Origin of the sequence: Streptomyces sp. NRRL B-1140 (assembly GCF_001280065.1) — a bacterium.
In the GTDB taxonomy this organism is placed as follows: domain Bacteria; phylum Actinomycetota; class Actinomycetes; order Streptomycetales; family Streptomycetaceae; genus Streptomyces.
In genome coordinates, this window is sequence record NZ_LGEA01000058.1 from 1 (window position 1) to 24,169 (window position 24,169).

Here is a 24,169-nt window from a genome sequence, read left to right on the forward strand (position 1 = left end):
GGTGGCGTGGGACGAGTGGGGCAAGAACCCCGCCCGCGCCGCGGGTGCGGTCACTTTCAACGTGCTGACGACGGTGTTCACCGGCGGTGCGGGTGGTGCTGCGGCGGGTGCGGGCAAGGCCGGCGCGGTGGCCAAGGCCTTGTCGGTGGCGGGCAAGGCGGGCCGGGTCATCGACCCGATGACCTACATCGCCAAGGGTGCGGGCGCGGGCCTGTCGAAGATCGGCGACATCACCAAGGGCCTGAAGGGCGTCGGCACCATCGACATCCCGACGCTCCCCGACGGTTCGGTCCACCTCCCCGACGGCCATCAACTGGCCCCGAACGGCAACCTCATCACGCCCAACGGCACCATCGACGCGACACCGGCTCCGCAGGGAACCGGCCCGACGGTCCCGCACGGGAACACGCCGACGCTTCCAGCCCACTGGACGACACAGGGTGCCCCCACGCCCTCGTACGCGGGCGCCGACGCAGCCGCGCACACAGCGGACAGCGGGGCCCAGGCCGGGCACTACAGCACCCCGAACGCCAATCCCTACAGCGCCCCGACACCGGCCACAGCAGCGAGCCATACGCCGGGCGGCGCCTTCGACACGACACCGGCCCCGTCGTCGTACGACCACGCGCCACAGCCGCAGTCGACGGGCCCGTACGGCCACGCGCCGCAGCCGCAGTCGCCGGGCCCGTACGGCCACGCGCCGTCCGCTTCCCCGTACGGCCACGCGCCGTCCGCTTCCCCGTACGGCCATGCCCCGTCGCCGGGTATGTACGATCACGCACCGGCCCCGTCGGCGTACGACCACGCGCCTCAGCCGTCGTCGTACGACACGACGCCGACCGCCACGCCGCACACCGGCGGTCACCCCGGTGCTGGGACTCCCTGGTACAGCCAGACCACCGGCGCCAACCCGGTCCACGACGTTCCGCCGGCGCCGCACACGGGCGGTCCTGACGTTCCGGGCAGTGGCGCTCACCCTGGCTCCTCGACCCCGTGGTATCACCAAGATGCAGGCCCGGCGCACGACGTCCCGACGTCCACGCCGCACCCGGGAGGCCACGACGTCCCAGGAGCCGGCGGCCACGGCCCGGGCCACGACACCCCCGGCGCTGGGCACGCCGACGACGCCTCGCACGGCGCTGGTCATGGGGACGAGGGTGCCGGTCACGCGGACGACGCGACGCACGCCGGTGACCACGTCGGCATCGGGGATGCCGCTGTGCACCACGGCACCGACGCTCCGGGGCCTCAGGGCGCGGATGTGCCGGGCAGCGGGGTCGGGGAGCCGTTCGAGTACAAGCCGACCATGTCGCACGCACAGTTCGACGCGCTCAGCGACGCCGAGAAGCACGCGGTCGCCGAGGCGGAACTGGCACGTGGCACGAATCCCGGCCCGAGCGTGAGCAACAAGGCGGGGCTGGACTACGGGAATGCCTACTGGAACGACTTCCTGGACGACTTGCCTGCGGAGTCGCGGCAGGCGCTGAAGACGTACAGCGGCGATGCGTACACGCAAATCAACTCCCATCTGCGCTTCGGCACCGAGGTGGACGGCTCGCTCAAGTACGCCATCTCCGAGATCGACAACGTCATGGGTACCCGGCCAGTGCCTGAGGACATCATGGTGGTGCGCGGCACGGGGGTCGGTCACGTAGAGGTCGACGGCCTCCCGATTGAATCACCGCTGGACATGATCGACGGGACCTTCGACGACCCGGCGTTCACTTCCACCGCACTCGGGAAGACGCCGCCACCCCCGTTCGATCAGAATCCCGTGTGGATGCACCTACGGGTTCCGAAGGACACCCCCGCTCTGTGGATCGACCACCTCTCCGACTATCCCGGAGAACGTGAGCTGCTCCTGGCAAGGGGCTCCGAGTACAAGGTGACGCGCGTGTTCTTCGACGAGGCCCATGGCAAGTGGCACCTGTACGGAGAGGTGCTGCCGAGGCCGAAGCCGTAGCCGCGTTGAGGATCAGACAGAGTTAAGGGACTGTGGACTTCATGAGCAGTGAGCGACCGATCAATCCGCGCTTCGCCGAGGATGTGCACTTCAATCTCGTAGCCCAGGGGCAGCCGAAGTACCGGACCCGGACGGATAAACCGGTGCGGTACCTGACAGTGGTCGACAAGGAGGGCGGCGCGGTTCTCGGATACGTGTGGGCGGGCGACGAAGACGACGCCGCGGCATGGGCACCGCGCAAGGCTGCCGGTGGCCGGGCGCTCGCCGAGGGCGGTCACTGGCACGCAAGGCTGCAGGAGGCCAAAGAGCGGGGCCTCTCCCCGTCACAGGCCCTTTCGGAAATGCTCTCCAACCCCGAGGGCAACCGAGGACGGGCCCTGTCGGGCTCACTCACCGACGCTGCGAACGCCGATGTGGTCAAGGCGCTGGCTCAGGGTGAGTAGACAAGAGGCTCGGCCCAGTCATAGGGGCTTGAGTGACGTATAGCGGGCGGCCGGGCCTGAGCTCCATGACCAACCCCGTGCACTACATCACCGTCACGGCCCCCGACGGCGAGATCGTCGGATACGCCTGGGCGGACCCGCGAGCGGACGCGGACGCCGAAGTCGGCGACGTCGAGTGGATCAACCGCAGCGCGAGCAGCAGCCGTGCCTACGACGCCGGCACGGAGTGGTACACCCGGATCCGCGAGGCCCGGGACCGCGGCCTCACCCCCCTCGGCGTTCTCCACCTGCTCAGCCGCGAACCCGGCGTCGGTCCCGTCACCGAGGCCGCCGGTGCCGATGCCGTCGAGGAGCTCGCCCGCGTCGTCACCCCGGCCGACGACCAGCGCCTCCTCGCCCAGCTCGACCGTGGGAACGCGGAGGTGTGGCGGGAACTCGCCGACGCCTTCGACGGGCTCACGGACGAGGACCGGGACGTGCAGTGGGGCGGTGGGCAGAAGTCGCCGAGCGGCGCCATCCAGGTGCCGTTCCCCATGTACAGCGAGGGGGTGCACCGGGTCGTCCGCGCCCTCCGGCGCGTCGGTGCCGTCACCCCCGAGCACCGGTGGATGGACAACCCCATGCCCGTGCCCTCGCCCGAGGGCACGCTGCGGCCCGCCGACGCCGTGCGGGCCGCCACCGCCGTGGTGCGAGGGGAGAAGTTCGCCGACGGGACCATCGACAGGGCTCTGCAGAGCGGTCTCCTCGACGCCGTCGCCGAGTCACTCCGTGCCTGGTATGCCGACCCTTCCGCCCAGCAGACCGGCCGCGCGGCAGCCGGCCGCCGCGAAAGCCCCGGAAGTCACGGAAGCCCCGAAAGCCACGGGAGCCCCCACAGCACCCACAGCACCCACAGCACCGAGCGTCGGCGTCTTCCAGATCAGGATCTTCCAGAGCTCCCGGACCCGTCCCTCCCCATGTGCAGGTTCTGCGGAGGTTCTCCCGCCGCGGACGTCGCGTTCCGTGCGCATCGGGGCCTCGTCGTCCTCATGGGATTCCGGAAGACGGACGGCCCGATGTGCATGACCTGCGGGCTGGCCGTGTACCGCGCGCTGACCACCCACACGCTCGCCTGGGGCTGGTGGAGCCCCCTCTCCCTATTCGTCTTCGCGCCGTTGACGCTGGTCCGCAACGCGCTGGCCGTGCGCAAGGTGAAGCGACTCCCGGCGCCCGGGCCGGGCACGCTCGGCCCGCGCTACGACCCCGGCGTGCCCGTACGGCGACGACCCCGTGCGTACATCGCGCTCGTCCCCGTGCTGTGGGTGCTCTTCATGATCGTGACGGGGCTGTCCGGAGGTGTGTGAAGGCGCCCGGGTGGCTTGCCGGACCCCGGTTGTACGCGGGGTGCCTTCGTGTCTTATGTTGCGGAAGCGAAGCCAGGGGCTGGGGGGACCGGATGCCGCAGGAGATGAGTCTCGCCGAGGTCGAGGCCGTCGCTCGTACCGCGCACGCCGGACAGACGGACAAGGCCGGACGGCCGTATGCCGAGCATCTGTCGGCCGTAGCGGAGGGCGTGCGGGCCCGGGGCGGAGGCGACGAGCTGGTGGCCGCCGCCTGGCTGCACGACGCGCTGGAGGACGGCGTCCTCAGCGAGGAGTGGCTCGACGAGGCCGCGCTCACGCAGCAGACCAAGGACGTCGTACGGGCCATGACCAAGGGGCCGGACGAGGAGCCGAGTGCGTACGCCGGTCGGATCCTGGCCACACCGGGCGCCCGGCTGGTCAAGGCGGCCGACCTCGCGCACAACGCCGACCCCGGCCGCCTCGCAGTACTCGACGAGCACACCGCCCGGCGGCTCACGGAGAAGTACGCCGCCATGCGCAAGCGACTCGGTCTGGGCCCGGACGACTGACCACCGGCGTGACCGTACGAACGACCGACGCGTGGCGCACCCGACCGGCGCTCACAGGACGCATTGACAAGGCACAGGACGACTGAATGGCACGGGACTACGACAGCCAGTTGCTGGAGTCGGTGGCGGTGCGCCGGCGCCGGATGCGCGACGCGTTGCTCTTCGGCGCGCAGCGCGCTCGGCGGACGGCGGACGAGCGCTTCGGCAAGATGTTCGCGGGCATCGCGATAGCCGCCGTACTGTGCGCCGGGTGTATCGGCTGGTCCTTCCTCCAGGCCACGCTGGCGAAACAGAAGGCGGAGGAGGAGAAGCAGCAACAGCAGCAGGAGCAGCCGTACGATCCGACGCCCGGCGCCTCCGCGAGCGGTGCCGGCGGCACGGGTGGGGAGAAGCAGTGAACGGGATGTGTGGTCCGCGCGGTGCGGTCGGAGCGCGGCCGGGCCCGAAAAAACGCGATGATAGGTTCCGGTGAGTGGTGAGCGCAGCAACGATGTCTCGGACCCAGTTGAGCCGGGTCACCTTGATCGGCGAGCGACGACGAGCCGATCTGGTACTGCCGTCGGACACGCCGATCGCTCAACTGCTGCCCGACATACTCCACTTGCTGGACGACCGGGCGGCCACCAGGCCGACCACCCGCCAGCTGATCACCTCCGATGGCTCGGCACTGCCCCATGACGCAACGCTGTCGTCGGCCGAAGTGCCCGACGGCGCCGTGCTCCGTCTCGTCCGTGCCCACGCCGCGCCGCCGGCGCCGGTCGTGCACGACGTCACCGACCAGGTCGCGGACGACCTGGATCTGAGGATCTGGCGCTGGCGTCCGGCGGCCCGCCGGGTGAGCGCCGGCGTGGCCACGGTGGTGTTCACGGTCGCCGCGGCCGTGCTGGCCCGCCAGGAGTTCTCCCTGGAGTCCGTCACCACGGCACTCGCGGTCGTCACCGTGCTGTTCCTGCTCGCGGGTGCGGCCTTCGCCAAGGTCGGCGCGGGCAACCAGGGCCTGGCAACCGCGCTGCTGCTGGCGTCCGGCGGGCTCGGCCTGCTCACCGCTTGGACGGCCGCCGACGCCTACGACTGGGGCGGAACGGCCCGGCTGGCCGGGATCGCCGCAGCGCTGGTGATCACCCTCGTCCTGCTGGCCTACTGCTCGCCGCTGGGCAAGGGAGGGCTGATCGGGGCCGGGGCGATCGTGGTGGTCGCCCTGGTGTGGGAGGCCGTCGCCCTCCTCCAGGACCGGACGGACCGGATCGGCGCCGTGATGGCCGTGTTCTCCATCATCCTGCTGGGGCTGCTGCCCCGGTTCGCGCTGATGGCCTCCGGGCTCACCGCGCTCGACGACAAACGTTCCACGGGCACGTCGGTGAGCCGGCACCAGGTCGCCAACGCCCTTGCCGCTACGCACCGCGGACTCGCCCTCGCCACCATCGTGACCGCGGCGTCGGCCGCCGCCGGTGGCTGGATGCTGACCACCGCGAAGGAGCCGACGGTCTGGACGGTGGGCCTCCCCTCGCTCGTGGCCGTGGTGCTGCTCTCCCGGGCGCGGGCGTTCCCACTGGTCGCCGAGGTCGTGGCGCTGTTCGCGGCGGCTACGGTGCTCGTCGTGCGCCTCGCGGTGCTGTGGATGGACCACGCCGGGGGCGCCGGAGCCCTGGTGCTGCTGGGTGCCGCGGCACTGCTTCCGCTGCTGGTTCTCGGCATCGAGCCGCCCGACCACATCCGGGTACGGCTGCGCAGGTTCGCCGACCTGATCGAGTCCCTCGGCGTGATCGGGCTCTTCCCGCTCGCCATCGGGGCGTTCGGCATCTACGGGCAGCTGCTCAACAAGTTCTGAGGCTTCGAAGACCAGACGCTCGCCTGCTGCCGCTTCCGCGGAACGACAGCGCCGGGGCGTGGCAGGAGAGAAGGGCGACATGCCGAGCGGGGACAACTGGCAGAACGACGTGCTGCGCGACCTGAGGGGCAGCACGCCTCAGCAGCGTGCCGCGCAACAGGGCGGGCAGCCACAACAGGCGTCCCAGCAGGCGGCCGCGTCGCAGCAGCCGCAGGCGCCCCAACAGCCGGACCCCGGCCATGGGGCGCAGCATGGCGGAGTCGGCCAGTACCCCCAGGGGGAGGCACCGGCCTACGGTTATCCGCAGCCCGGCCCGGCCGACCAGCAGCAGGGGCGACAGCAGTCGCAGGCGCAGCAGCAGGCCTACGCCGAGCAGTACGCCGCCCAGCAGCAGGGTTACACCGGGCAGGCGCAGCAGCCGTACCCGGAGCAGGCCTACGCCCAGCAGAACTACGGCCGGCAGCACGCTCACCCCCAGCAGCAGGCCTACGCAGAGCAGCAGGCTTACGCCGAGCAGCAGGCCCACGCCGAGCAGCAGGCCTACGCAGAGCAGCAGGCCTACGCCGAGTACTACGCCGCGCAGCAGCAGGCCGCGGCCGGGCAGCAACAACAGCAGTACGCCCAGCAGGCCCAACCCCAGGCCCAAGGGCAGGGTCAGGGGCACGGCGAGGGCCAGGCGGTGCAGTACGCCGAGCCGGCCCCCGCTCCCCGCGCCCGCTCCTCCCGTGCCGCTCCCGACAGCCGCCCGGTGGTCGAGAAGAAGCTCCTGAGCGCGGGCAAGGGACCCCGGCGTGGAGAGTCGTTCGCCGCCCGCGCCCTGCGCGCGGTCCGCCGTACCGTCGCCTCCTCGGCGTCCCGGGAAGTGGCCGAGACGACAGCGACCGCCGAGACGCTCCAGCAGCCGGTGACCACCGGCCGGCAGATCGCCGTGACCTCCATCCGCGGTGGCTCGGGAAAGACGACGGTCGCCGCGCTGCTGACCGCCACCTACGCCCACTACCGCCAGGACCCGGTCCTCGCCGTCGAGGCCGATCCGGCGCTCGGCTCGTTGCCGCTGCGACTCGGCGCGGAGAGCCTGCGCTGGACCACCGGCGACCTCGCCGATGTCGTCGAACCGCAGATGACTCTCCTCGACATCACCGGCTACCTGGTGCAACTCCCGGAGAACGCCTGGCTGCTGCCCGGCAGCCAGGGGCAGGTCGGGGCCATGCTCGACACCAAGGGGTACGAGCGGATCATGGTGGCGATGCGCCGCTACTTCGGCGTGACCGTCGCCGACTGCGAGACGCTGCCCGCCGAGGTCGCCCGCACCGCCCTGTCCGCCGCGCAGGCCCGGATCCTGACCGTGCCCGCCACGCTCGAGGGAATCGCGAGCACCCACGCCGTCCTGGAATGGATGCGCGGCCTGCCCCGCGACATCACCACCTCCACCGTCGTCGTGCTCACCGAGACCGTGCCGCACACCGGCGTCGACCTCGAGAAGGCGGCCGAGCAGCTGAAGGCGACGGGGGCCAGTGTGTGCGTCCTGCCCTACGACCGGCATCTGGCGGCGGGCGGCACCATCCGCACCGAGCTTCTCGCGCGGGAGACCCGGCAGGCCGCCGCCCGCCTGGCGGCGGAGGCCTTCCAGCTCTCCCACAGGCGCCGCTGAAGTCGCCCCGCACGAAGGGACCTCGAGGACTCACAGGACAAGGCAACGACGATGAGCACCCGACTGATCCACCGGCCGGCCCGGACCACCCGGCCCCCGGCCGCCCCCGAAGCGCGCACCATCGAGGCGCCCCCCAACCTGCCCGACGGCAAGACGGGATCGATCGCGACCTCGCTGCTGCCCGTCGCGGGCGTGATGTCCTCCGTCGTGATGATGACGGTCGTGCGCAACAGCCAGTTCGCGGGACTCGGCGCGATCATCCTCGTCGTCACCATCCTCGGCTCGCTCGTCATGGTCTTCTCCCAGCGGGGCAAGGCCCAGCGCACGCGCCGTACACAGCGCGAGGCCTACCTCTCCTACCTGGAGGACCTGCGCGAGGAACTGTCCAAGGAGGAGCGGGAGCGACGTGAGAGCACCCAGGTGCTCAACCCGCCGCCGGACGCGCTGTACGACATCGTGCGAGACCCCGCCCGCCTGTGGGAGCGGCGCCGCCTGGACGCGGACTTCCTGCGGGTCCGCGTCGGCACCGGCGAGATGCCGGTGCGCGACCTGAAGGTGGCCCCGCCCGGGTCCTCCGTGCTCACCCCGCCCGACGAGTTCATGCTGAACGAGGCCTCGGCCCTCGTCGGCCGCTTCGGCAACGGCACCGAACTGCCGCTCACCGTCCCCCTCGACCGCGTCGGCAACATCACCGTCATCGGCCGGCGCGAGGACACGCTCCGCGTCGCCCGCGCTCTCATCGCCCAGGCCACCGCCACCCACGCGCCCGACGACGTGGCGATGGCGCTGGCCGTGCCCGGTGACCGGATCGCCGACTGGGCGTGGGCCAAGTGGCTGCCGCACCTGCTCGACTCCGAGCAGTTCGACGGCCCCGTCGCGGCCCGCCGCATCGCTCCGTCGCTGCCGCAGCTGGCCCGGCAGATCGGCGGCGAACTGCGCCGCCGCGCCTCCTACGCGGCCGAGGTCCGGCGCGGCCTGTCCGACAGGGACGCCCTGGCCATGACCTCCCGGCTGCTCGTCGTGGCGGACGCGCACGGCGATGACGCCGTGGACCTGCCGCGCCCCGACGACGCCGTGGGACTGCGCGACATGAGCGTCACCGTGCTGCACCTGCTCGACCAGCGCGTGCAGGAACCCGGCAGCGTGGGCGTCCGCATCACCGTCGACGGGGAGCGGGTCGTCATCGAGGACCTGCGCCAGAAGGAGCCGATCAGCGCGCACGGCACCGTCGACGAGATCGGTGCCCCCTTCGCCGAAGGGCTCGCCCGGATGCTCGCTCCGCTGCGCCTGTCCGCGGAGTCGATGGTCGACGCGCCCCTGACCGGTCCGGTCGACTTCGCCGAACTGCTCGGCATCGACGACGTCGCCGGGCTCGACCTGAGCCACCTGTGGGCCCCGCGCGGCGAGCGGGCCTTCCTGCGCGTGCCCATCGGCGTGAGCGACGCCAAGGAACCCGTGCTGCTCGACCTGAAGGAGTCCTCCGAGCTGGGCATGGGCCCGCACGGCCTGTGCGTCGGCGCCACCGGCTCCGGCAAGTCCGAGCTGCTGCGCACCCTCGTCCTCGCCCTGGTCGCCACCCACCCGCCGGAGGACCTGGCCATGGTCCTCGTCGACTACAAGGGCGGCGCCACCTTCGCCCCGTTCGCGAACCTGCCGCACGTCTCCGGCGTCATCACCAACCTGGAGAACCAGGCCGGCCTGGTCGAGCGCGTCCACGCCTCCCTCGCGGGCGAGGTCAAGCGCCGTCAGCAGGTCCTCAAGGACGCGGGCAACGTCGCCGACATCGGCCACTACGCCGCGCTCCGCGCCGAGAAGCGGCCCGACCTGGAGCCGCTTCCGCACCTGTTCGTCGTGATCGACGAGTTCGGTGAACTCCTCACCGCCAAGCCGGACTTCATCGACCTGTTCCTGTCCATCGGCCGCATCGGCCGGTCCATCGGTGTGCACCTGCTGCTGTCCAGCCAGCGCATCGAGGCCGGCAAGCTGAAGGGCCTGGAGACCTACCTGTCGTACCGGCTGGGCCTGCGCACCTTCTCCCCGGACGAGTCCCGCACCGTCCTGGACACCACGGACGCCTTCCACCTGCCCCCGCTGCCCGGCTTCGGCTACCTCAAGGTCGACACCAGCCACTACGAGCGATTCAAGGCCGGCTACGTGTCCGGCGCCTACCGGGGCCCCGTCCGGCGCGAGAGCGAGGAGGACACCGGGCCGCTGGTGCTGGAGTACGACGCGTACAACACGCTCGGCCAGGAGGACACCGTCTCCCCCGAGGAGCCGCAGATGCGGCGCCGGGAGACCGGTCCCACCGAGATGGGCATGATGATCGACCAGCTGGAGCGCTCCGGTGCCCGCAAGGTCCGTCAGATCTGGCTGCCTCCGCTGTCCTCCGCGGTCCCGCTCGACAAGGTCGCCGGCCCGGTGCAGGTGGGCCCGCGCGGCATGCAGCTCGCCAAGCGCCGCGGCCCGCTCCAGGTTCCGCTGGGCGTCCTGGACGACCCGACCAAGCAGTGGCAGGGCCAGTGGTACCTGGACCTGACGCTCGCCGGTGGCCATGCCGCGATCATCGGCGGCCCCCAGTCCGGCAAGACGACCCTGCTGCGTACTTTCGCCCTCTCCCTGGCCCTGACGCACACCCCGCAGGAGGTGGGCGTCTACGGCCTCGACCTGGTCGGTGGCGGTCTGCAGGCCCTGTCCGGGCTGCCGCACGTCGGCGGGATCGCGGGCCGGGCTGACCGGGAGCGGGCCGCCCGCACCATCGACTCGGTGCGCGCCATGCTCGACCAGCGCGAGGAGCTCTTCCGCGTCCACAACATCGACTCGCTGGAGCAGCTGCGCACCCTGCGCGCGGCCGGCCAGGTGACCGAACTGGCCAGCACCGAGATCGTGTTGCTCATCGATGGATTCGGTGCCCTGCGCGACGACTTCGAGGACCTCGACGACCCGGTCGTGGACATCCTCAAGCGGGGCAGCGGCTACGGCATCCACGTCGTCGCCGGCATGCTGCGCTGGAACGACGTGCGCATCGCCACCCAGTCCCAGTTCGGCACCCGGGTGGAACTGCGCCTGAACGACCCCAGCGAGTCCAGCATCGACCGCAAGCTCGGCGAGACCCTGTCGCCCGAGGAGAAGGGCCGCGTCCTCACCGACCGCAAGCTCTTCGCCCAGGTCGCCCTGCCCCGCACCGACGGTCTCGCCGACACCGCCGACCTCGGCGCCGTCCTGGAGACCACCGCCCGGGCGATCCGCGCCACCTGGACCGGCGAGGTCGCCCAGCCCGTGCGCGTGCTGCCGCACGTTCTGGAGGCACACCAGCTGCCGGGCCCCGCCGCCGAACCGCGGCGGGTCCCGATCGGCTTGGACCAGACGCAGCTGGCGCCGGTCCTGGTCGACCTGTTCCACCGCGACCAGCACCTGCTGGTCATGGGCGACAGCGAGTGCGGCAAGACCAACCTGCTCAAGCTGATCGCCCGCGGCCTCATCGAGCGCTACGGCGACGACGAGCTGGTCTTCGGCGTCTTCGACCCGCGCCGCGGACTGCGCGGTGTCATCCCGGAGGAGTACCGAGGCGGCTACGCCTACAACAGCAAGCTGTGCGCGGGCCTCGCCGCCGGTATCGCCTCCGAGCTGGAGAAGCGCCTGCCCGACGAGGCCGCCGACACCGCCGACCTGGAACCGGGCAGCTTCTCCGGTCCGCGGATCGTGATCCTCGTCGACGACTACGACGTCCTCACCACCGCGGGGCAGCAGCCGTTGGCGCCTTTCGTGCCGTACATCCCCTCGGCCGTCGACATCGGACTGCACTTCGTCCTCACGCGCCGCGTCGCGGGCGCCTCCCGCGGCCTGTACGAGCCGCTGACGCAGAGCCTGCGCGAGTCCGGCGCCTCGGCACTGGTGATGGCGGGCGACCGCAGCGAGGGGCAGCTCTTCTCCAACGTGTACGCGAGCCATCAGCCCCCCGGTCGCGGTGTGCTGGTCCGCAGGGGCGAACCGAACCGGCTCATCCAGACCGTCTACGAGGGGACGAGGTAAACGCGTGACGAAGGATGTCATCGCCCTCACGAAGAAGATGCCCGATCCGCTGAGCGTGCTCGCGGGCCTGCTGTCCGGAGGCCCGGACCTGCTGGTGGGCGCCGAGGGCGAAGGCGCAGTGGTGCAGCTGTGCGACCCGCGGGGCCGCCCGCTCGTGTCTGTCGAGGCGCCGCTGCTCGTGCAGGTCAGGGGAGAGGCCGAGCGGCTGCTGGGGGCGCAGGAGCCCGAGGTGCCGTACTGGTGGACCGAGGCCCGCGCCACGACCGGCGTCAAGGAGGCCGAGGAACTCGCCGGGACGTTCGCCGCCCGCATCGCCACCCTGGTCGGGGGTACGGCCTGGCCGCCGCAGACCGGGTGGTCCCTGGCGGTGGTCAAGACGGACGGCATGACGGTGGCGCCGGCTCCGGCCGCCGCCCAACCCGCCGTGGACGTGCTCACCGACAAGGTCGCCGTCGTCATCCAGGACCGTCCCGTGGTCGCGATGACGGCCTGGCTGTCGGACGCCTTCAGCGCCGCCGCGAACGCCGGCCTCGGGCTGCAGATCGTCACACCGGCGGGCACCCGCCTCTCCCCGGCGGTCCGGAACAGCCTCCCGGGCTGGCCCTCGCGCTGGGTCGTGCAGGACGAGCGGGACGGCTACTACGACGGACTGACCGGAGCGGTCCTGCAGTGGAGCAACGGCCTGTTCGTGACAGTGGAGTCGCCGGAGGCGACCCCCGAGGATCCGCGCACGCCCCTCGCCGCGTCCTTCCAGGAGGGTCTCGCGGAACAGCGCGACACGGGGGAGCGTCAGCTGGCGATCTCGTTCCGTGCCGTACACCCGGCCGACGACCGGCTCGTTCTCGGCGGCGCGGTGGAAGCGGTGTGGCGGGAGATCACCGGTGAGCCGCCGGCGGGCTGGGGCACGGAGGAGCCGGCCAACCTCCCCTGGTCACTGCGGCAGTTGACCGACGTCGCATACGAACGGGCCCCGGAGCCCACCTGGTTCGTGGTCGTCGGCACTCCGGAACGGCCGGGCCTGGCGACGGTCCGCGTCACCCGGACCAAGGCCGGCGTAGAGGAGGACGTGACCCTGGTCCTCGGATACGGACCCGGCGAGCACATGCCGACGGACGCCGTGGTCGCCGCGGCGGAGGCGCTCGCCACCCGGCACGATCTGCAGTCCATGCTGGTGCAGATTCGCCGGGCCCGCCGCGACCTGTCCGTCCCGCCGCGCTTCGAGGGCCCCGGCGTGCCCTACGCGTTCGCCCTGGGTGCCGAGGAGGTCCGCGAGATGCCGGGCGACCGGGCCCGCCGCACACCGCTGTCCGAAGCTCCTCGGGAGCTGGGCCCGAAGACCCGCCCGGCGCTGTACTACCCGTTCCGGGGCGACCCCTCCGACCTGTCGGGCTGGCAGGAGTTCGAGAGCCTGATGAGACACCTGAAGGGCAGCTAGGACCTCCGAACCCGTCGAGGCGGCCAAGCGGCCACGGGGACAAAGGGGCCGAGCAAGCAAGGGTCAGGCAAACAAGGGGACGGCCCGCACACTCCCGAGTGTGCGGGCCGTCCCCTTGTCCGGCAGTGGGTCAGCCCACGGCCACCTTCTCGCGCTCGCGCCGTTCGGCGCTCTGTCGTTCGCGGGCCTGCTCGGCCGGGTCCCGCTTGAAGGCCCAGTCCATCTTCGGCTCCATCGCGAACCGGAAGACGCGCTGCACCGGCTTGGTGCACAGCACCGTCACGACGGCGGCCGCGAGGACGGTCACGAGGATCTCACCGGCCGGCTGGTGCAGCCAGGACGCCTCGAACCAGCCCTGGTAGTCGCCGGCCTTCACCAGGAAACCGTGCAGCAGGTAGCCGTAGAGCGTGCCGGCGCCGAGGGCGGTGAACCACATGTGGCGGCGCGGCACCCAGGCGAAGAAGCATGCGGTCAGCACCAGGGAGCAGCCGAACATGGCGAGCACCATGACGGGGCCGGTCCACCACGGGGCACCCAGCTCCTGCGCGGCGTCACGGTGGTAGAACCACGCGGTGTTCATGTGCGGCACCGCCCACCAGCTGAAGGCCAGCGCGGCGGCGAACACGGGGACCGACGCGATACGCACGGCTCGCGTGCGCACCATGTGGAAGTGCTCGGGCTTCATGACCAGACCCAGCACGAAGAACGGCAGGAACTGCAGGACACGCTGCAGGTCGAGGTCGTCGCCGATCTCCGGGGTGACGGTCGCCAGCATGGCGATCCCCAGGGCGAGGGGCAGCGGCCAGCGCACCAGGTTCCAGATGGGGGTGGTCAGGCGCCAGATGAACAGCGCGACCAGGAACCAGGTCAGGTACCAGGGGTCGAGGAGGCTGATCTCCTGGTGCGGGTCGTTGTCGATGACCCGCTTGAAGAGCGGATAGGCCGTCTCGAAGATGATGTACGGCACGGCCACGCCGGTGATCAGACGCTTCAGCCGGTCGGGCCGCATGTCGAAACTGCGCGAGAAGTAGCCGGAGATGAGGATGAACGCCGGCATGTGGAACGCGTAGACGACCTGGTACGCGGCCTCGAGCACCCGGCTGTCGCCCTTGAGCGGCTCCCAGGCGTGACCCATGGCGACCAGCACGATCGCGAGGTACTTGGCGTTGTCGAAGAACGCGTCGCGTTGCTTGCCGTTCTGCTTCTTCTGCGTGCTCTGCGGCGAGCGGGGGCTCGGCACTCCGTCGGCCGGCGACTGTGCCGGGGGAAGTGGCGCCCTGCGGTCGCCGTTCGGTCGCAGCGAGTTCGTCACAGACCCTCCCACCAGGAGCTCGGGGAGACGATCCGGGACCTCGCTGCGCGTGCGGGGGACGAGGCAGCGTGGAACATCTGAGGCACCCTAGCGTTCCCCGCAGGTATTCGTAAAACGCCGGACGTCATTCCTGGCTATTCGCTGCGAGTACCCCGGATTACGGGTAGTTGACGTCACTGTCGGCGTGATGGCCAACACATCGCCTGGTGGCGGATTGTGCGCATCGTCCGGGCCCTGCTTGTCGTGATACATCCGGACTAAGTGCTGCATAAGACCAGCAGGCGACTCCCGCGGAATGTCCGCTTCCATCGTATTCGGACCGTGCTTCGTGCGGGTGTTGATGGTCCTGTGGTAACAATTCGAATTAGCTGCGAACGCGTTGTGTGGAGACGGAAACGAACCGGCCGAATTCCTGGGCGGGTGGCTCGTCGAATTGCCGTGCGACTGCTGGGAGTCGGGTCCCCGGCCCGCGGCCGGCTCACACCCGGGCGGGCGACACGGCTGTGGTCGATGTGTCAGCACCCGCATAGCCCGGCCACGTTGGTGGCACGATGGTTCTGGCGGGGTGCGCGGTCGCGTCCCCGGGCCGGGAGAGCGGACCGACCGAGGGTGTGATCAGTTGTGGCCATTTCACTGTCTGTGGTGCTGCTGTTGGCGATCATCCTTGTGGTGTTGCTCAGAGGCGGATCCATCAAGGCCGGTCCCGCGATCGTGGCGGTCCTCTTCGGCTTCTTCCTCGCCTCCACCGGCATGGCCGACGACATCCAGCGGTTCCTCAACTCGATAGCGGAGACGATCAACTCCATCAGCTTCTGACCGGGACGACGCACCCTCCCCGGGCCCGCGCTACGCGCCTGTGGCACGGGCGGTTACGCTCGCCCCGACCACTGGACGGTGCGTGACGGGGGGAACGTACGGGGATGGCGCTGCGCGATTCCGACCCGGCGGAGGTGGGCGGCTACCGGATCGAGGACCGCCTCGGCTCCGGCGGCATGGGCGTGGTCTACCTGGCCCGCTCGGCTTCCGGCCGCCGCCTCGCGATCAAGGTCGTGCACAGCCAGTACGCCGACGACGACGAGTTCCGCGCCCGTTTCCGCCGCGAGGTGGCCGCCGCCCGCCGGGTCAGCGGAGCCTTCACGGCCCCCGTGGTGGACGCGGACGCCGACGCCCCGCACCCCTGGATGGCCACGCTCTACATCCCGGGCGCGGACCTCGGCACCCATGTCCGCGAGCACGGCCCGCTCCCGCTGCCCCGCCTGCGGGGGCTCGCCGCCGGCCTCGCCGAGGCGCTGCGCGACATCCATCGCGCCGGAGTCGTCCACCGCGACCTGAAGCCGGCCAACGTCATGCTCGCCGAAGACGGTCCGCGGGTCATCGACTTCGGCGTCTCCCGTGCCGCCGAGTTCGCCGCCTCGGACGCCCTCACCCAGACCGGCCGCGTCATGGGCACCCCGCCCTTCATGTCCCCGGAGCAGTTCGCCGCCCCGCACGACGTCGGCCCCGCCGCCGACATGTTCTCCCTCGGCTCGGTCCTCACCTACGCCGCCACCTGCCGCGGTCCCTTCGACAGCCCGAGCCCGTACGAGACGGCCCTACGCGTCGTCGAGGGCGAACCCGACCTGACCGGCGTGCCCGACGAACTGCTCCCCTTCATCCGCGTCTGCCTGGAGAAGCACCAGAAGGCCCGCCCCGCCGCACACGAACTGTTCACCCTGCTCCGCGAAGGCGGCACCCCCGTCACGCTCACCGCGCCCGCGACCGGCGCTCCCCGCCCCGAGCGCCCGTGGCCGGGCGCACGGCCGACCGAGCCGGCCGGCACGGCCTGGCCCGAAGCGGCCCGCACCGACCGGAGCACCACCCTCCACGCCCTGCCCGCCGAAGCGGACGACGGGGCGGACGAGGCAGCGGCCGACGGGCTGGACGACGTGGGGGTCGTGGGAGCCGCCGGAGGGCTGGACGCACCGACGGCACAGCCCCGGCCGCCGCACGACCCGGCCGGGGCGCCGCGGCCCGAGCCCCGGCGCACCCGCGCCCGCCGCCGGCACGGGCTGCTGCTGGTCTCGGCCGCCGCGGCCCTCGCGCTCGCCGCGATCGTCACCACCACCCTCACCCTGATCCGCGACCACGACCGCCCACCCTCGTCCGCGGCCAGGGTCGGCGACCCTCCCAAGGGCGCGGCCGATCTCCCCGAGGGATGGAAGCCGTGGGCCGCCACGGCACAGGCCCCCGCGGGCAGCGAGGGCGGCCTCAGCGGAACCGACACCTCCTTCAAGGGCTGTTCCGTCGTCGACGCCTCCCTCGTCTGCGCCGGCTCCGACCTCATGGCGACCCGCTTCGGTCTCGCCGACGGCCGCAACACCTGGAGCCGGCCCGTCGACACCACACCCGACGGCACCTCCGGCGACGAGGGCGCACTCATCGGCACCGGCGACGGCCGCGTCTACGCCTACGGGTCCGAGGACGCGCGAGGCGCGAACGGCGTGGGGGCCGGCTACACGGTCCACGCCCTGGCCGCCGGCACCGGCAAGGAGCTCTGGCGGACCCCGACCGGCAGCGGCGAGATGGCGCGTGTCCCCGATGAGCCCCAGGGCGCCGCCACGGCCGTGCCCGAGGGTGTCATCACCTTCTACGGAGCGCAGGGCGACCAGTACGCCCTGCTCGACGCCCGGACGGGCAAGGTCCGCTGGCGGCAGCCGGAGCCGCAGACCCGCGGCGACTGCGTCCTTGAAGCGGCGGCCGACCGCGCCTACCTGCTCTGCACGATGAGGGCCGACGACGAGGAAGCCGCCGAGACCACCGTCTCGCAGATCGATCCGGCCACCGGGAAGACCCGCTGGACCGTCGAGGCCGAAGGCGCCCTGCAGCTGCTCGGCCGGCACGAGGACCACCTGGTGCTGGCGGACGGCTACTCCACGGCCCGTGGCCTCGCCCTGATCGACGTCGCCTCGCACGAGCTCACCGAGCGCCGCCTGGAGAAGCGCCGGCCCGAGGGGTCGAGGGCCTACCTGGCCCGCGGCACCGTCTACTTCACGAGCAGCAGCGGAGGCGTCCGCGCCGTCGCGCCGCTGACCGGGCGCACCTTGTGGGAATCGAACTCCACCCTGGAGCGGCAGGGGCCGCCGACGGCCTCGGCCACCCACGTGTACTTCGCGTCCCCCAGCGGCCGGCTGGCCGCGCTGAACGCGCGCAGCGGCAAGGTCGAGGACACCCGGGACGGCCGCGACGACGGAGGCCGGGCCAACAGCATGCTCGTCACCGCAGGGGCACCGCCCCTGCTCGTCGGCGACGCCTTGTACGTCCCGTACGGCGTCCGCTCCGTCTACACCGTGAACGTCCGGGACCTCTGACCAAGGACGCCGGTCGCGGCCGTCCGGCCCACCCGGCCGGTGGCCCCTCAGCCGACGCGACGAAGATCGGCGACGAGGCGGAAGCGTTCCAGAACCACCGGCGTCGTGTCGTCCACGGTGAAACGGGGGTCCTGCAGAGCCGCACGCATCTCCTCGCCGTGCCAGAACCGCTCGTGCCCTTCTCGCCACTCGGCCACGTCGGCATGCCCCTCACCCTCGGCCAGCACATGGGCGAGATCGACCTGGGCCAGCGGGACGACGCGCACACCCACCACCTCGATCACCGCGACCGGACGACCGGCGGAGTCGACGACCACGGAACGGTCCCCGACGGCCGGCAACGGGTCACCCTCGTGCTCATAGTCGATGACCAGACCTGTCGTTGAGGTCTTGGAACCGTCGAGGATCGCCGCGACGAGCCTGTCGCGCAGTGGGCCGGGGAAGGCGAACTCGACCCTGGGCATCGACGCGACGGCGGCGGGTGAGAAGAGATCGGGGGCCATGCGACGACCGTAACGGCCCCCGGAAACGTTCAGCGGCAAGATCGTATTCTGCAGCGGGCGAGACGTGCCATACGAACCAGCAGGAGGTTGACCATGGTCACACTGACCGCCGTCGCAGGAGTGGCTCTGGTCGAGCTGGGCATGGCCCTGACCCCAGGGCCGAACATGATCCACCTTGCCTCCCGCGCGATCACCCAAGGCCGAAGAGCGGGCCTGGTCAGCCTGAGTGGAACCGCAGTGGGCTTCGTGTGCTACCTGTTGGCCGCGGCGGCGGGGCTGTCCGCGTTGTTCGCCGCCGTGCCGGTGGCGTTCACCGTGGTCAAGCTTGTCGGCGCCGCCTACCTGGCCTACCTCGCGTGGGGCATGGTCAAGCCCGGTGGCAGTTCGCCGTTCGCCCCGAGCCGAGATCTGCCTGAAGTCTCAGACGCCCGCCTGTTCTCGATGGGGTTGCTGACCAACCTGCTCAACCCCAAGATCGCTCTGATGTACGCCGCCCTACTGCCCCAGTTCATGGACGCGCACGCAGGTCCGGCCTGGGGGCAACTGCTCCAGCTCGGTGGTGTGCAGATCATCGTGGGGCTGTCCGTCAACGCCCTGGTCGTGCTGGGCGCGGCGCGGGTGTCGGGGTTTCTGGCCGCCCGGCCGCGGGCCATGACCGCCCAGCGGTTCACGGCGGGCGGCCTGCTCGGCGCCTTCGCGCTGCGTACCGCCCTGTCCCGCGCGCCCGTCAGCACCTGAGCCAGGTCTTCAGTGCCACCTGTGGGTGTCGGAGCACTCGCTCCTGTCCAGCCCGCAGGAGCCGGAGGGCGGGCGGGGGACACGGCGGGCTGAACGCGGCCCCGGAAACACTCAGGGCCAGGCGGAGGAATGATTTTCCGCCTGGCCCTGAGCCGTATGGAGCGGGCGACGGGAATCGAACCCGCGTAGCTAGTTTGGAAGATCGCGTATGCGGACCAGGTCTGAGCTGGAGATGTCCTGACCTGGTCCTTTCCGCTGCACTCGCCGTGGTTCCCCGTGTTTCCCCGCCGTGCTCCGCCTCTCGGGGCACGGGGAGGGCACGTCTCTCTTACCTGCGGCCGTGTATTGGGGCGGCAGGACCCTTCCGGCTCGGAAGGACCCCAGAAATGCGCTAGTCCTGCGATGCCAGGGAGCGCACGACGCAGAACTCGTTGCCCTCGGGGTCGGCCATGACCACCCAGCTCCGGTCCGGGCCCTGGCCCACGTCCGTCCTGGTGGCGCCGAGGCCGAGCAGCCTGATCACCTCGTCCTCGGTGCTGGCGTCGATCGGGCTGACGTCGAGGTGGAGCCGGTTCTTCACAGCTTTGCCCTCCGGCACCTGGACGAACACCAGGGTGGTCGGCATCTGACGGGCCCGGACCTCTTCGACGGTTGGCACCCAGGAGCCGATCTCGACGCTGTCCTCGCTACGGTCGATCACCTTGAAATCGAAGACCTCGCACCAGAAGGCGGCGAGCCGCTCCGGGTCGTGGCAGTCAACACTCAACTCAGTGAACCTGCTTGTCATGCTTCTCCCAGATAGTACGAACGGGGCTCAGCGTAGGCCGCCCGTCCGACGGATCGGAGATCTCTTTGACCAGGGACATCAGACGGGTTTGACCCGGAGGAACCGCCTAGCGTGCCCACCCGGTCGGTGGAGCGGCTTTGGGCAACTCCCCGCCGCAACCACTTCAACCGGCTGTGGCAGAAGGCGTGCAATGAGACCGGGATCAAGGGCCTGCACTTCCATGATCTTCGGCACACGGGCAACACTCTCGCGGCCTCCACGGGGGCGAGCACGCGTGAGCTGATGACACGCATGGGTCACAGCACGGCCCGGGCCGCGCTGATCTATCAGCACGCAAGCGCCGAACGTGACCGGCTGATCGCCGACGCTCTGAGCGCCCTCGTCGACAAGGGCCGGAAGACCAAGAAGAAGCAAGATCCAGAGCGGAAGGGGCACGCGGGGGACACGACGGACTGAACACGCCCCCGGAAAACGATCAGGGCCAGGCGGAGGAATGATCCTCTGACCTGGCCCTGAGCCGTTCAGAGCGGGCGACGGGAATCGAACCCGCGTAGCTAGTTTGGAAGACTAGGGCTCTACCATTGAGCTACGCCCGCACAGCACGCGCCACAGGTCGGGTGACCGCGGCACTGAAGGCATCGTAGCGGGTCGGCCCCCTCCGTCGCACACCGCATTCCCGCCGGAGACGGCGCGGCACACACCCTCGGGAAATGCGGCGGCCGTACCGCCGTGCGGCATGTACCCTACGTGTCGCACCAGACGGGGTGTGGCGCAGCTTGGTAGCGCGTCCGCTTTGGGAGCGGAAGGCCGTGGGTTCAAATCCCGCCACCCCGACCAGCCACCCGATCACCTCGCGTGATCGCCCATCTGATCACTCATGTGATCGCCTTTTGGGCGGTGTAGTCGCTGCCGTTACTATGCAAGCTGCACGCCCGTGTGTCTCATCGTCTGAAGTCCTCCGGGCGGCGAAATCCGCCGGGCCGTTCTGGCCCCGGCAGAAACCAAGAAGTCAGCCATCAAGGAGACCGAACCGTGAAGAGCGCCGTGGAGACCCTGAACCCGACTCGGGTTCGGCTCACTGTCGAGGTGCCCTTCGAGGAGCTCAAGGACAGCCTCGACGCGGCGTACAAGAAGATCAACCAGCAGGTCACGGTGAAGGGCTTCCGCAAGGGCAAGGTCCCGGCCCGGGTCATCGACCAGCGGTTCGGCCGCGGTGCGGTTCTGGAGGAGGCGGTCAACGACGCGCTTCCGAAGTTCTACACCGACGCGGTCAACGAGGCCGAGCTCAGCGTGCTGGGCCAGCCCGAGGTCGACATCACGGAGCTGAAGGACGGCGAGACGCTGAACTTCACCGCCGAGGTCGACATCCGTCCCACGATCGAGATCCCGGACTTCTCCGGCATCGAGGTCGAGGTCGACGCGGTCGAGGTCACCGACGAGGACGTCGACAAGGCCGTCGAGGAGCTGCGCGAGCGCTTCGCCTCCACCGCCCCGGTCGAGCGTGCCGCCGAGGACGGCGACGTCGTGACGATCGACCTGCAGGCCAAGGTCGACGGCGAGGTGCTCGAGGACGGCGTCGCCGACGGCGTGTCCTACACCATCGGCTCCGGCGAGCTGCTGGACGGCATCGACGACGCCGTGAAGGGCCTGGAGGCCGGTGGCGAGGCCACCTTCACCTCCGAGCTCAAGGGCGGCTCCGCCGCCGGCAAGGAGGCCGAGGTCACCGTCAAGGTCACCCAGGTCGCCAAGCGTGAACTGCCCGAGCTGGACGACGAGTTCGCGCAGCTCGCCTCCGAGTTCGACACCATCGAGGAGCTGCGCGCGGACAGCCGCAAGCGCCTCGAGAACATGAAGCAGTACGACCAGGCCACGCAGGCCCAGGAGCGCGTCCTCGAGAAGCTGCTCGAGCTGGTCGAGGTCCCCGTCCCCGAGAAGCTGCTCGAGGACGAGGTCAACACCCGCAAGCACAACCTCGAGCACCACCAGCTCGGCCAGATGGGCCTCGACCTCGCGAAGTACCTGGAGATCCAGGGCAAGAGCGAGGAGGAGTTCGAGACCGAGACCCGCGAGGCCGCGGTCAAGGGCATCAAGACCCAGTTCGTGCTCGACGAGCTCGTCAAGCAGGAGAAGCTCAACGTCAACCAGGAGGAGCTCACCGAGCACCTCATGCGCCGTGCGGCCTCCTCCGGCATGTCCCCCGACCAGTTCGCCCAGGCGGTCGTCGAGGGTGGCCAGGTTCCGCTCCTGGTCGGCGAGGTCGCCCGCGGCAAGGCCCTGGCCGTCGTGGTCGAGAAGGCCACGGTCAAGGACACCAACGGCGAGATCGTCGACCTCGACGACGAAGAGGACGAGACCGAGTCCGCGGAGGCCGAGGCCACGGAGGCCCCCGCCGAGGAGAAGACCGAGGGCTGAGTCCCGGTCGCGGTGAGTTCGTGAGAAGGCCCTGGGGCACGCCCCAGGGCCTTCTTGTCACCGTGGCGGCGGGCGCCCTCAGGGGCGCGGGGAACTGCGCGACAAGCCCCCACACGCCCGCAGCCCGGCGATCGCGGAAGCACCCTCGGCGAGACCGCACGGCCCCACCGGCGGAGCCCACCGCGCTACGCCCCCGGCGAACACTCCCATCTCCGGGATTCCCCGAAGGGACCCGCGCGTTAGGGTCCATGAATACGAGGGCAGTGGAGTCCCCGAACGGCTCCTAGCCCCTAGGGAAACGTGAGACGGCCCGGCGCCGTCGTAAGACGAGCAGGTGGATACGTGACGAATCTGATGCCCTCAGCCGCCGGCGAGCCTTCCATCGGTGGTGGCCTCGGCGACCAGGTCTACAACCGGCTGCTCAACGAGCGGATCATCTTCCTCGGCCAGCCGGTCGACGACGACATTGCCAACAAGATCACCGCACAGCTGCTGCTCCTTGCCGCCGACCCGGACAAGGACATCTACCTGTACATCAACAGCCCCGGCGGTTCGATCACGGCCGGCATGGCGATCTACGACACCATGCAGTTCATCAAGAACGACGTGGTGACCATCGCCATGGGCCTGGCGGCCTCGATGGGTCAGTTCCTGCTCAGCGCCGGCACCCCCGGCAAGCGCTTCGCGCTGCCGAATGCCGAGATCCTGATCCACCAGCCCTCCGCCGGCCTCGCCGGCTCGGCCTCGGACATCAAGATCCACGCCGAGCGGCTGCTGCACACCAAGAAGCGCATGGCCGAGCTCACGTCCCAGCACACGGGGCAGTCGGTCGAGCAGATCACCCGCGACTCGGACCGCGACCGCTGGTTCGACGCCTTCGAGGCCAAGGAGTACGGCCTCATCGACGACGTGATTCCCACGGCCGCCGGTATGCCGGGCGGCGGCGGCACCGGGGCCTGAGCGGTCCCCACGGGGCCTGCGGCGCCCCGTGAGGCCCACGGAGCCCTCCCGGGCCCCAGCGACCCCGTACAGCCCCAGCCGACCGCCTCAGCCCTTTTCAGGAGACACCGTGAACCAGTTCCCCGGCAGCGGGATCTACGACCGTATGCACGCCGTGCAGGACATGAGCGCCTCGCAGGGTCGCTACACCGGCCCGCAGGCCGAGTCCCGCTACGTCATCCCGCGCTTCGTCGAGCGCACCTCCCAGGGCATTCGCGAGTACGACCCGTACGCGAAGCTCTTCGAGGAGCGAGTCATCTTCCTCGGCGTCCAGATCGACGACGCCTCCGCCAACGACGTCATGGCGCAGCTGCTGTGCCTGGAGTCGATGGACCCCGACCGTGACATCTCGGTCTACATCAACAGCCCCGGCGGCTCCTTCACGGCGCTCACCGCGATCTACGACACGATGCAGTACGTGAAGCCGGACATCCAGACGGTCTGCATGGGCCAGGCCGCCTCTGCCGCCGCCGTCCTGCTGGCCGCCGGTACGCCGGGCAAGCGCATGGCCCTGCCGAACGCGCGCGTGCTGATCCACCAGCCGTACAGCGAGACCGGCCGCGGTCAGGTCTCCGACCTGGAGATCGCCGCCAACGAGATCCTCCGGATGCGCTCGCAGCTGGAGGAGATGCTGGCCAAGCACTCCACCACGCCGGTCGAGAAGATCCGCGAGGACATCGAGCGCGACAAGATCCTCACGGCCGAGGACGCGCTGAGCTACGGCCTGGTCGACCAGATCATCACCACCCGGAAGATGGACAACTCGAGCCTGCGTTGAGGCGAGAGGCTGTAACGTCTGCCGCCCCTTGGCACGGTTTGGCTCGGTTCACG

Annotated in this window: 19 protein-coding genes and 2 tRNA genes; 17 read left to right on the top strand and 4 right to left on the bottom strand. The window is 70.6% G+C overall.

Translation table 11 applies throughout. The annotated features are described in order from the left end of the window. The 9 genes from ADK65_RS39145 to ADK65_RS07700 all read left to right on the top strand — a co-directional run. Positions 1–1,963, top strand: a 1,963-nt coding sequence (locus ADK65_RS39145) for an ADP-ribosyltransferase (protein ID WP_324614253.1), incomplete at its 5' end; no start/stop codon positions are given. A gap of 41 nt (positions 1,964–2,004) precedes the next feature. Then, entirely contained in the window at positions 2,005–2,406 is a 402-nt protein-coding gene (locus ADK65_RS07665; protein WP_053669262.1) for a hypothetical protein, read from the top strand. Positions 2,407–2,471: 65 nt separating this feature from the next. Then, positions 2,472–3,749: a DUF6508 domain-containing protein gene (locus ADK65_RS36875; RefSeq protein ID WP_053669046.1), complete on the top strand. Its 1,278-nt coding sequence runs from the start codon at positions 2,472–2,474 to the stop codon at positions 3,747–3,749. A gap of 92 nt (positions 3,750–3,841) precedes the next feature. Further along, the gene (locus ADK65_RS07675) at positions 3,842–4,297 is read left to right on the top strand and encodes an HD domain-containing protein (protein ID WP_053669047.1); all 456 of its coding nucleotides are present in this window, start codon (positions 3,842–3,844) and stop codon (positions 4,295–4,297) included. An 86-nt stretch (positions 4,298–4,383) separates the two neighbouring features. Next, positions 4,384–4,695 carry a hypothetical protein gene (locus ADK65_RS07680; RefSeq protein WP_053669048.1) on the top strand — a complete coding sequence of 104 codons (312 nt, stop codon included), beginning with the start codon at positions 4,384–4,386 and terminating at the stop codon, positions 4,693–4,695. Between the two features lie 92 nt (positions 4,696–4,787). Beyond that, a complete protein-coding gene (eccD, locus tag ADK65_RS07685; RefSeq protein ID WP_053669049.1) occupies positions 4,788–6,125 on the top strand; it encodes a type VII secretion integral membrane protein EccD in 1,338 nt (445 codons plus the stop codon). A gap of 79 nt (positions 6,126–6,204) precedes the next feature. Continuing rightward, positions 6,205–7,776, top strand: a complete 1,572-nt coding sequence (locus ADK65_RS39150; protein ID WP_234352823.1) for an AAA family ATPase — start codon at positions 6,205–6,207, stop codon at positions 7,774–7,776. Between the two features lie 51 nt (positions 7,777–7,827). Next, positions 7,828–11,805 carry a type VII secretion protein EccCa gene (gene eccCa, locus ADK65_RS07695; RefSeq protein ID WP_053669050.1) on the top strand — a complete coding sequence of 1,326 codons (3,978 nt, stop codon included), beginning with the start codon at positions 7,828–7,830 and terminating at the stop codon, positions 11,803–11,805. 4 nt (positions 11,806–11,809) lie between these two features. Continuing rightward, the gene (locus ADK65_RS07700) at positions 11,810–13,240 is read left to right on the top strand and encodes a DUF6177 family protein (protein ID WP_053669051.1); all 1,431 of its coding nucleotides are present in this window, start codon (positions 11,810–11,812) and stop codon (positions 13,238–13,240) included. 130 nt (positions 13,241–13,370) lie between these two features. On the opposite strand, the gene ADK65_RS07705 is transcribed toward ADK65_RS07700, so the two are convergent. Further along, a complete protein-coding gene (locus ADK65_RS07705) occupies positions 13,371–14,552 on the bottom strand; it encodes an acyltransferase family protein (protein WP_053669052.1) in 1,182 nt (393 codons plus the stop codon). 621 nt (positions 14,553–15,173) lie between these two features. Here ADK65_RS07705 and ADK65_RS07710 point away from each other — a divergent pair. Both ADK65_RS07710 and ADK65_RS07715 read left to right on the top strand, forming a co-directional pair. Further along, positions 15,174–15,368: a hypothetical protein gene (locus tag ADK65_RS07710; protein ID WP_003990237.1), complete on the top strand. Its 195-nt coding sequence runs from the start codon at positions 15,174–15,176 to the stop codon at positions 15,366–15,368. Between the two features lie 104 nt (positions 15,369–15,472). Beyond that, entirely contained in the window at positions 15,473–17,899 is a 2,427-nt protein-coding gene (locus ADK65_RS07715) for a protein kinase domain-containing protein (RefSeq protein WP_053669053.1), read from the top strand. Positions 17,900–17,946: 47 nt separating this feature from the next. Here ADK65_RS07715 and ADK65_RS07720 read toward each other — a convergent pair whose 3' ends face one another. Continuing rightward, on the bottom strand, positions 17,947–18,402 hold the full coding sequence (locus ADK65_RS07720; protein ID WP_053669054.1) for an ASCH domain-containing protein: 456 nt from the start codon (positions 18,400–18,402) through the stop codon (positions 17,947–17,949). Between the two features lie 93 nt (positions 18,403–18,495). Between ADK65_RS07720 and ADK65_RS07725 the strand changes: the two genes are divergently transcribed. Continuing rightward, positions 18,496–19,140 (top strand): LysE family translocator, encoded by a 645-nt coding sequence (locus ADK65_RS07725; RefSeq protein ID WP_053669055.1) that lies wholly within the window; start codon positions 18,496–18,498, stop codon positions 19,138–19,140. 391 nt (positions 19,141–19,531) lie between these two features. On the opposite strand, the gene ADK65_RS07730 is transcribed toward ADK65_RS07725, so the two are convergent. Next, positions 19,532–19,927 (bottom strand): VOC family protein, encoded by a 396-nt coding sequence (locus ADK65_RS07730; RefSeq protein WP_053669056.1) that lies wholly within the window; start codon positions 19,925–19,927, stop codon positions 19,532–19,534. Between the two features lie 111 nt (positions 19,928–20,038). On the opposite strand from ADK65_RS07730, the gene ADK65_RS07735 reads away from it, so the two are divergent. Next, positions 20,039–20,383, top strand: a complete 345-nt coding sequence (locus ADK65_RS07735) for a tyrosine-type recombinase/integrase (protein ID WP_063787998.1) — start codon at positions 20,039–20,041, stop codon at positions 20,381–20,383. A gap of 69 nt (positions 20,384–20,452) precedes the next feature. On the opposite strand, the gene ADK65_RS07740 is transcribed toward ADK65_RS07735, so the two are convergent. Then, positions 20,453–20,523, bottom strand: a tRNA-Gly gene (locus tag ADK65_RS07740). A 164-nt stretch (positions 20,524–20,687) separates the two neighbouring features. On the opposite strand from ADK65_RS07740, the gene ADK65_RS07745 reads away from it, so the two are divergent. The 4 genes from ADK65_RS07745 to ADK65_RS07760 all read left to right on the top strand — a co-directional run bounded on the left by ADK65_RS07745 (position 20,688) and on the right by ADK65_RS07760 (position 24,116). Continuing rightward, positions 20,688–20,764 (top strand) — tRNA-Pro (locus ADK65_RS07745). Positions 20,765–20,959: 195 nt separating this feature from the next. Then, entirely contained in the window at positions 20,960–22,339 is a 1,380-nt protein-coding gene (tig, locus tag ADK65_RS07750) for a trigger factor (RefSeq protein WP_053669057.1), read from the top strand. A 354-nt stretch (positions 22,340–22,693) separates the two neighbouring features. Further along, positions 22,694–23,299 (top strand): ATP-dependent Clp protease proteolytic subunit, encoded by a 606-nt coding sequence (locus ADK65_RS07755; protein WP_030818448.1) that lies wholly within the window; start codon positions 22,694–22,696, stop codon positions 23,297–23,299. Between the two features lie 109 nt (positions 23,300–23,408). Further along, positions 23,409–24,116: an ATP-dependent Clp protease proteolytic subunit gene (locus ADK65_RS07760; RefSeq protein WP_053669058.1), complete on the top strand. Its 708-nt coding sequence runs from the start codon at positions 23,409–23,411 to the stop codon at positions 24,114–24,116. Positions 24,117–24,169 lie beyond the last annotated feature (53 nt).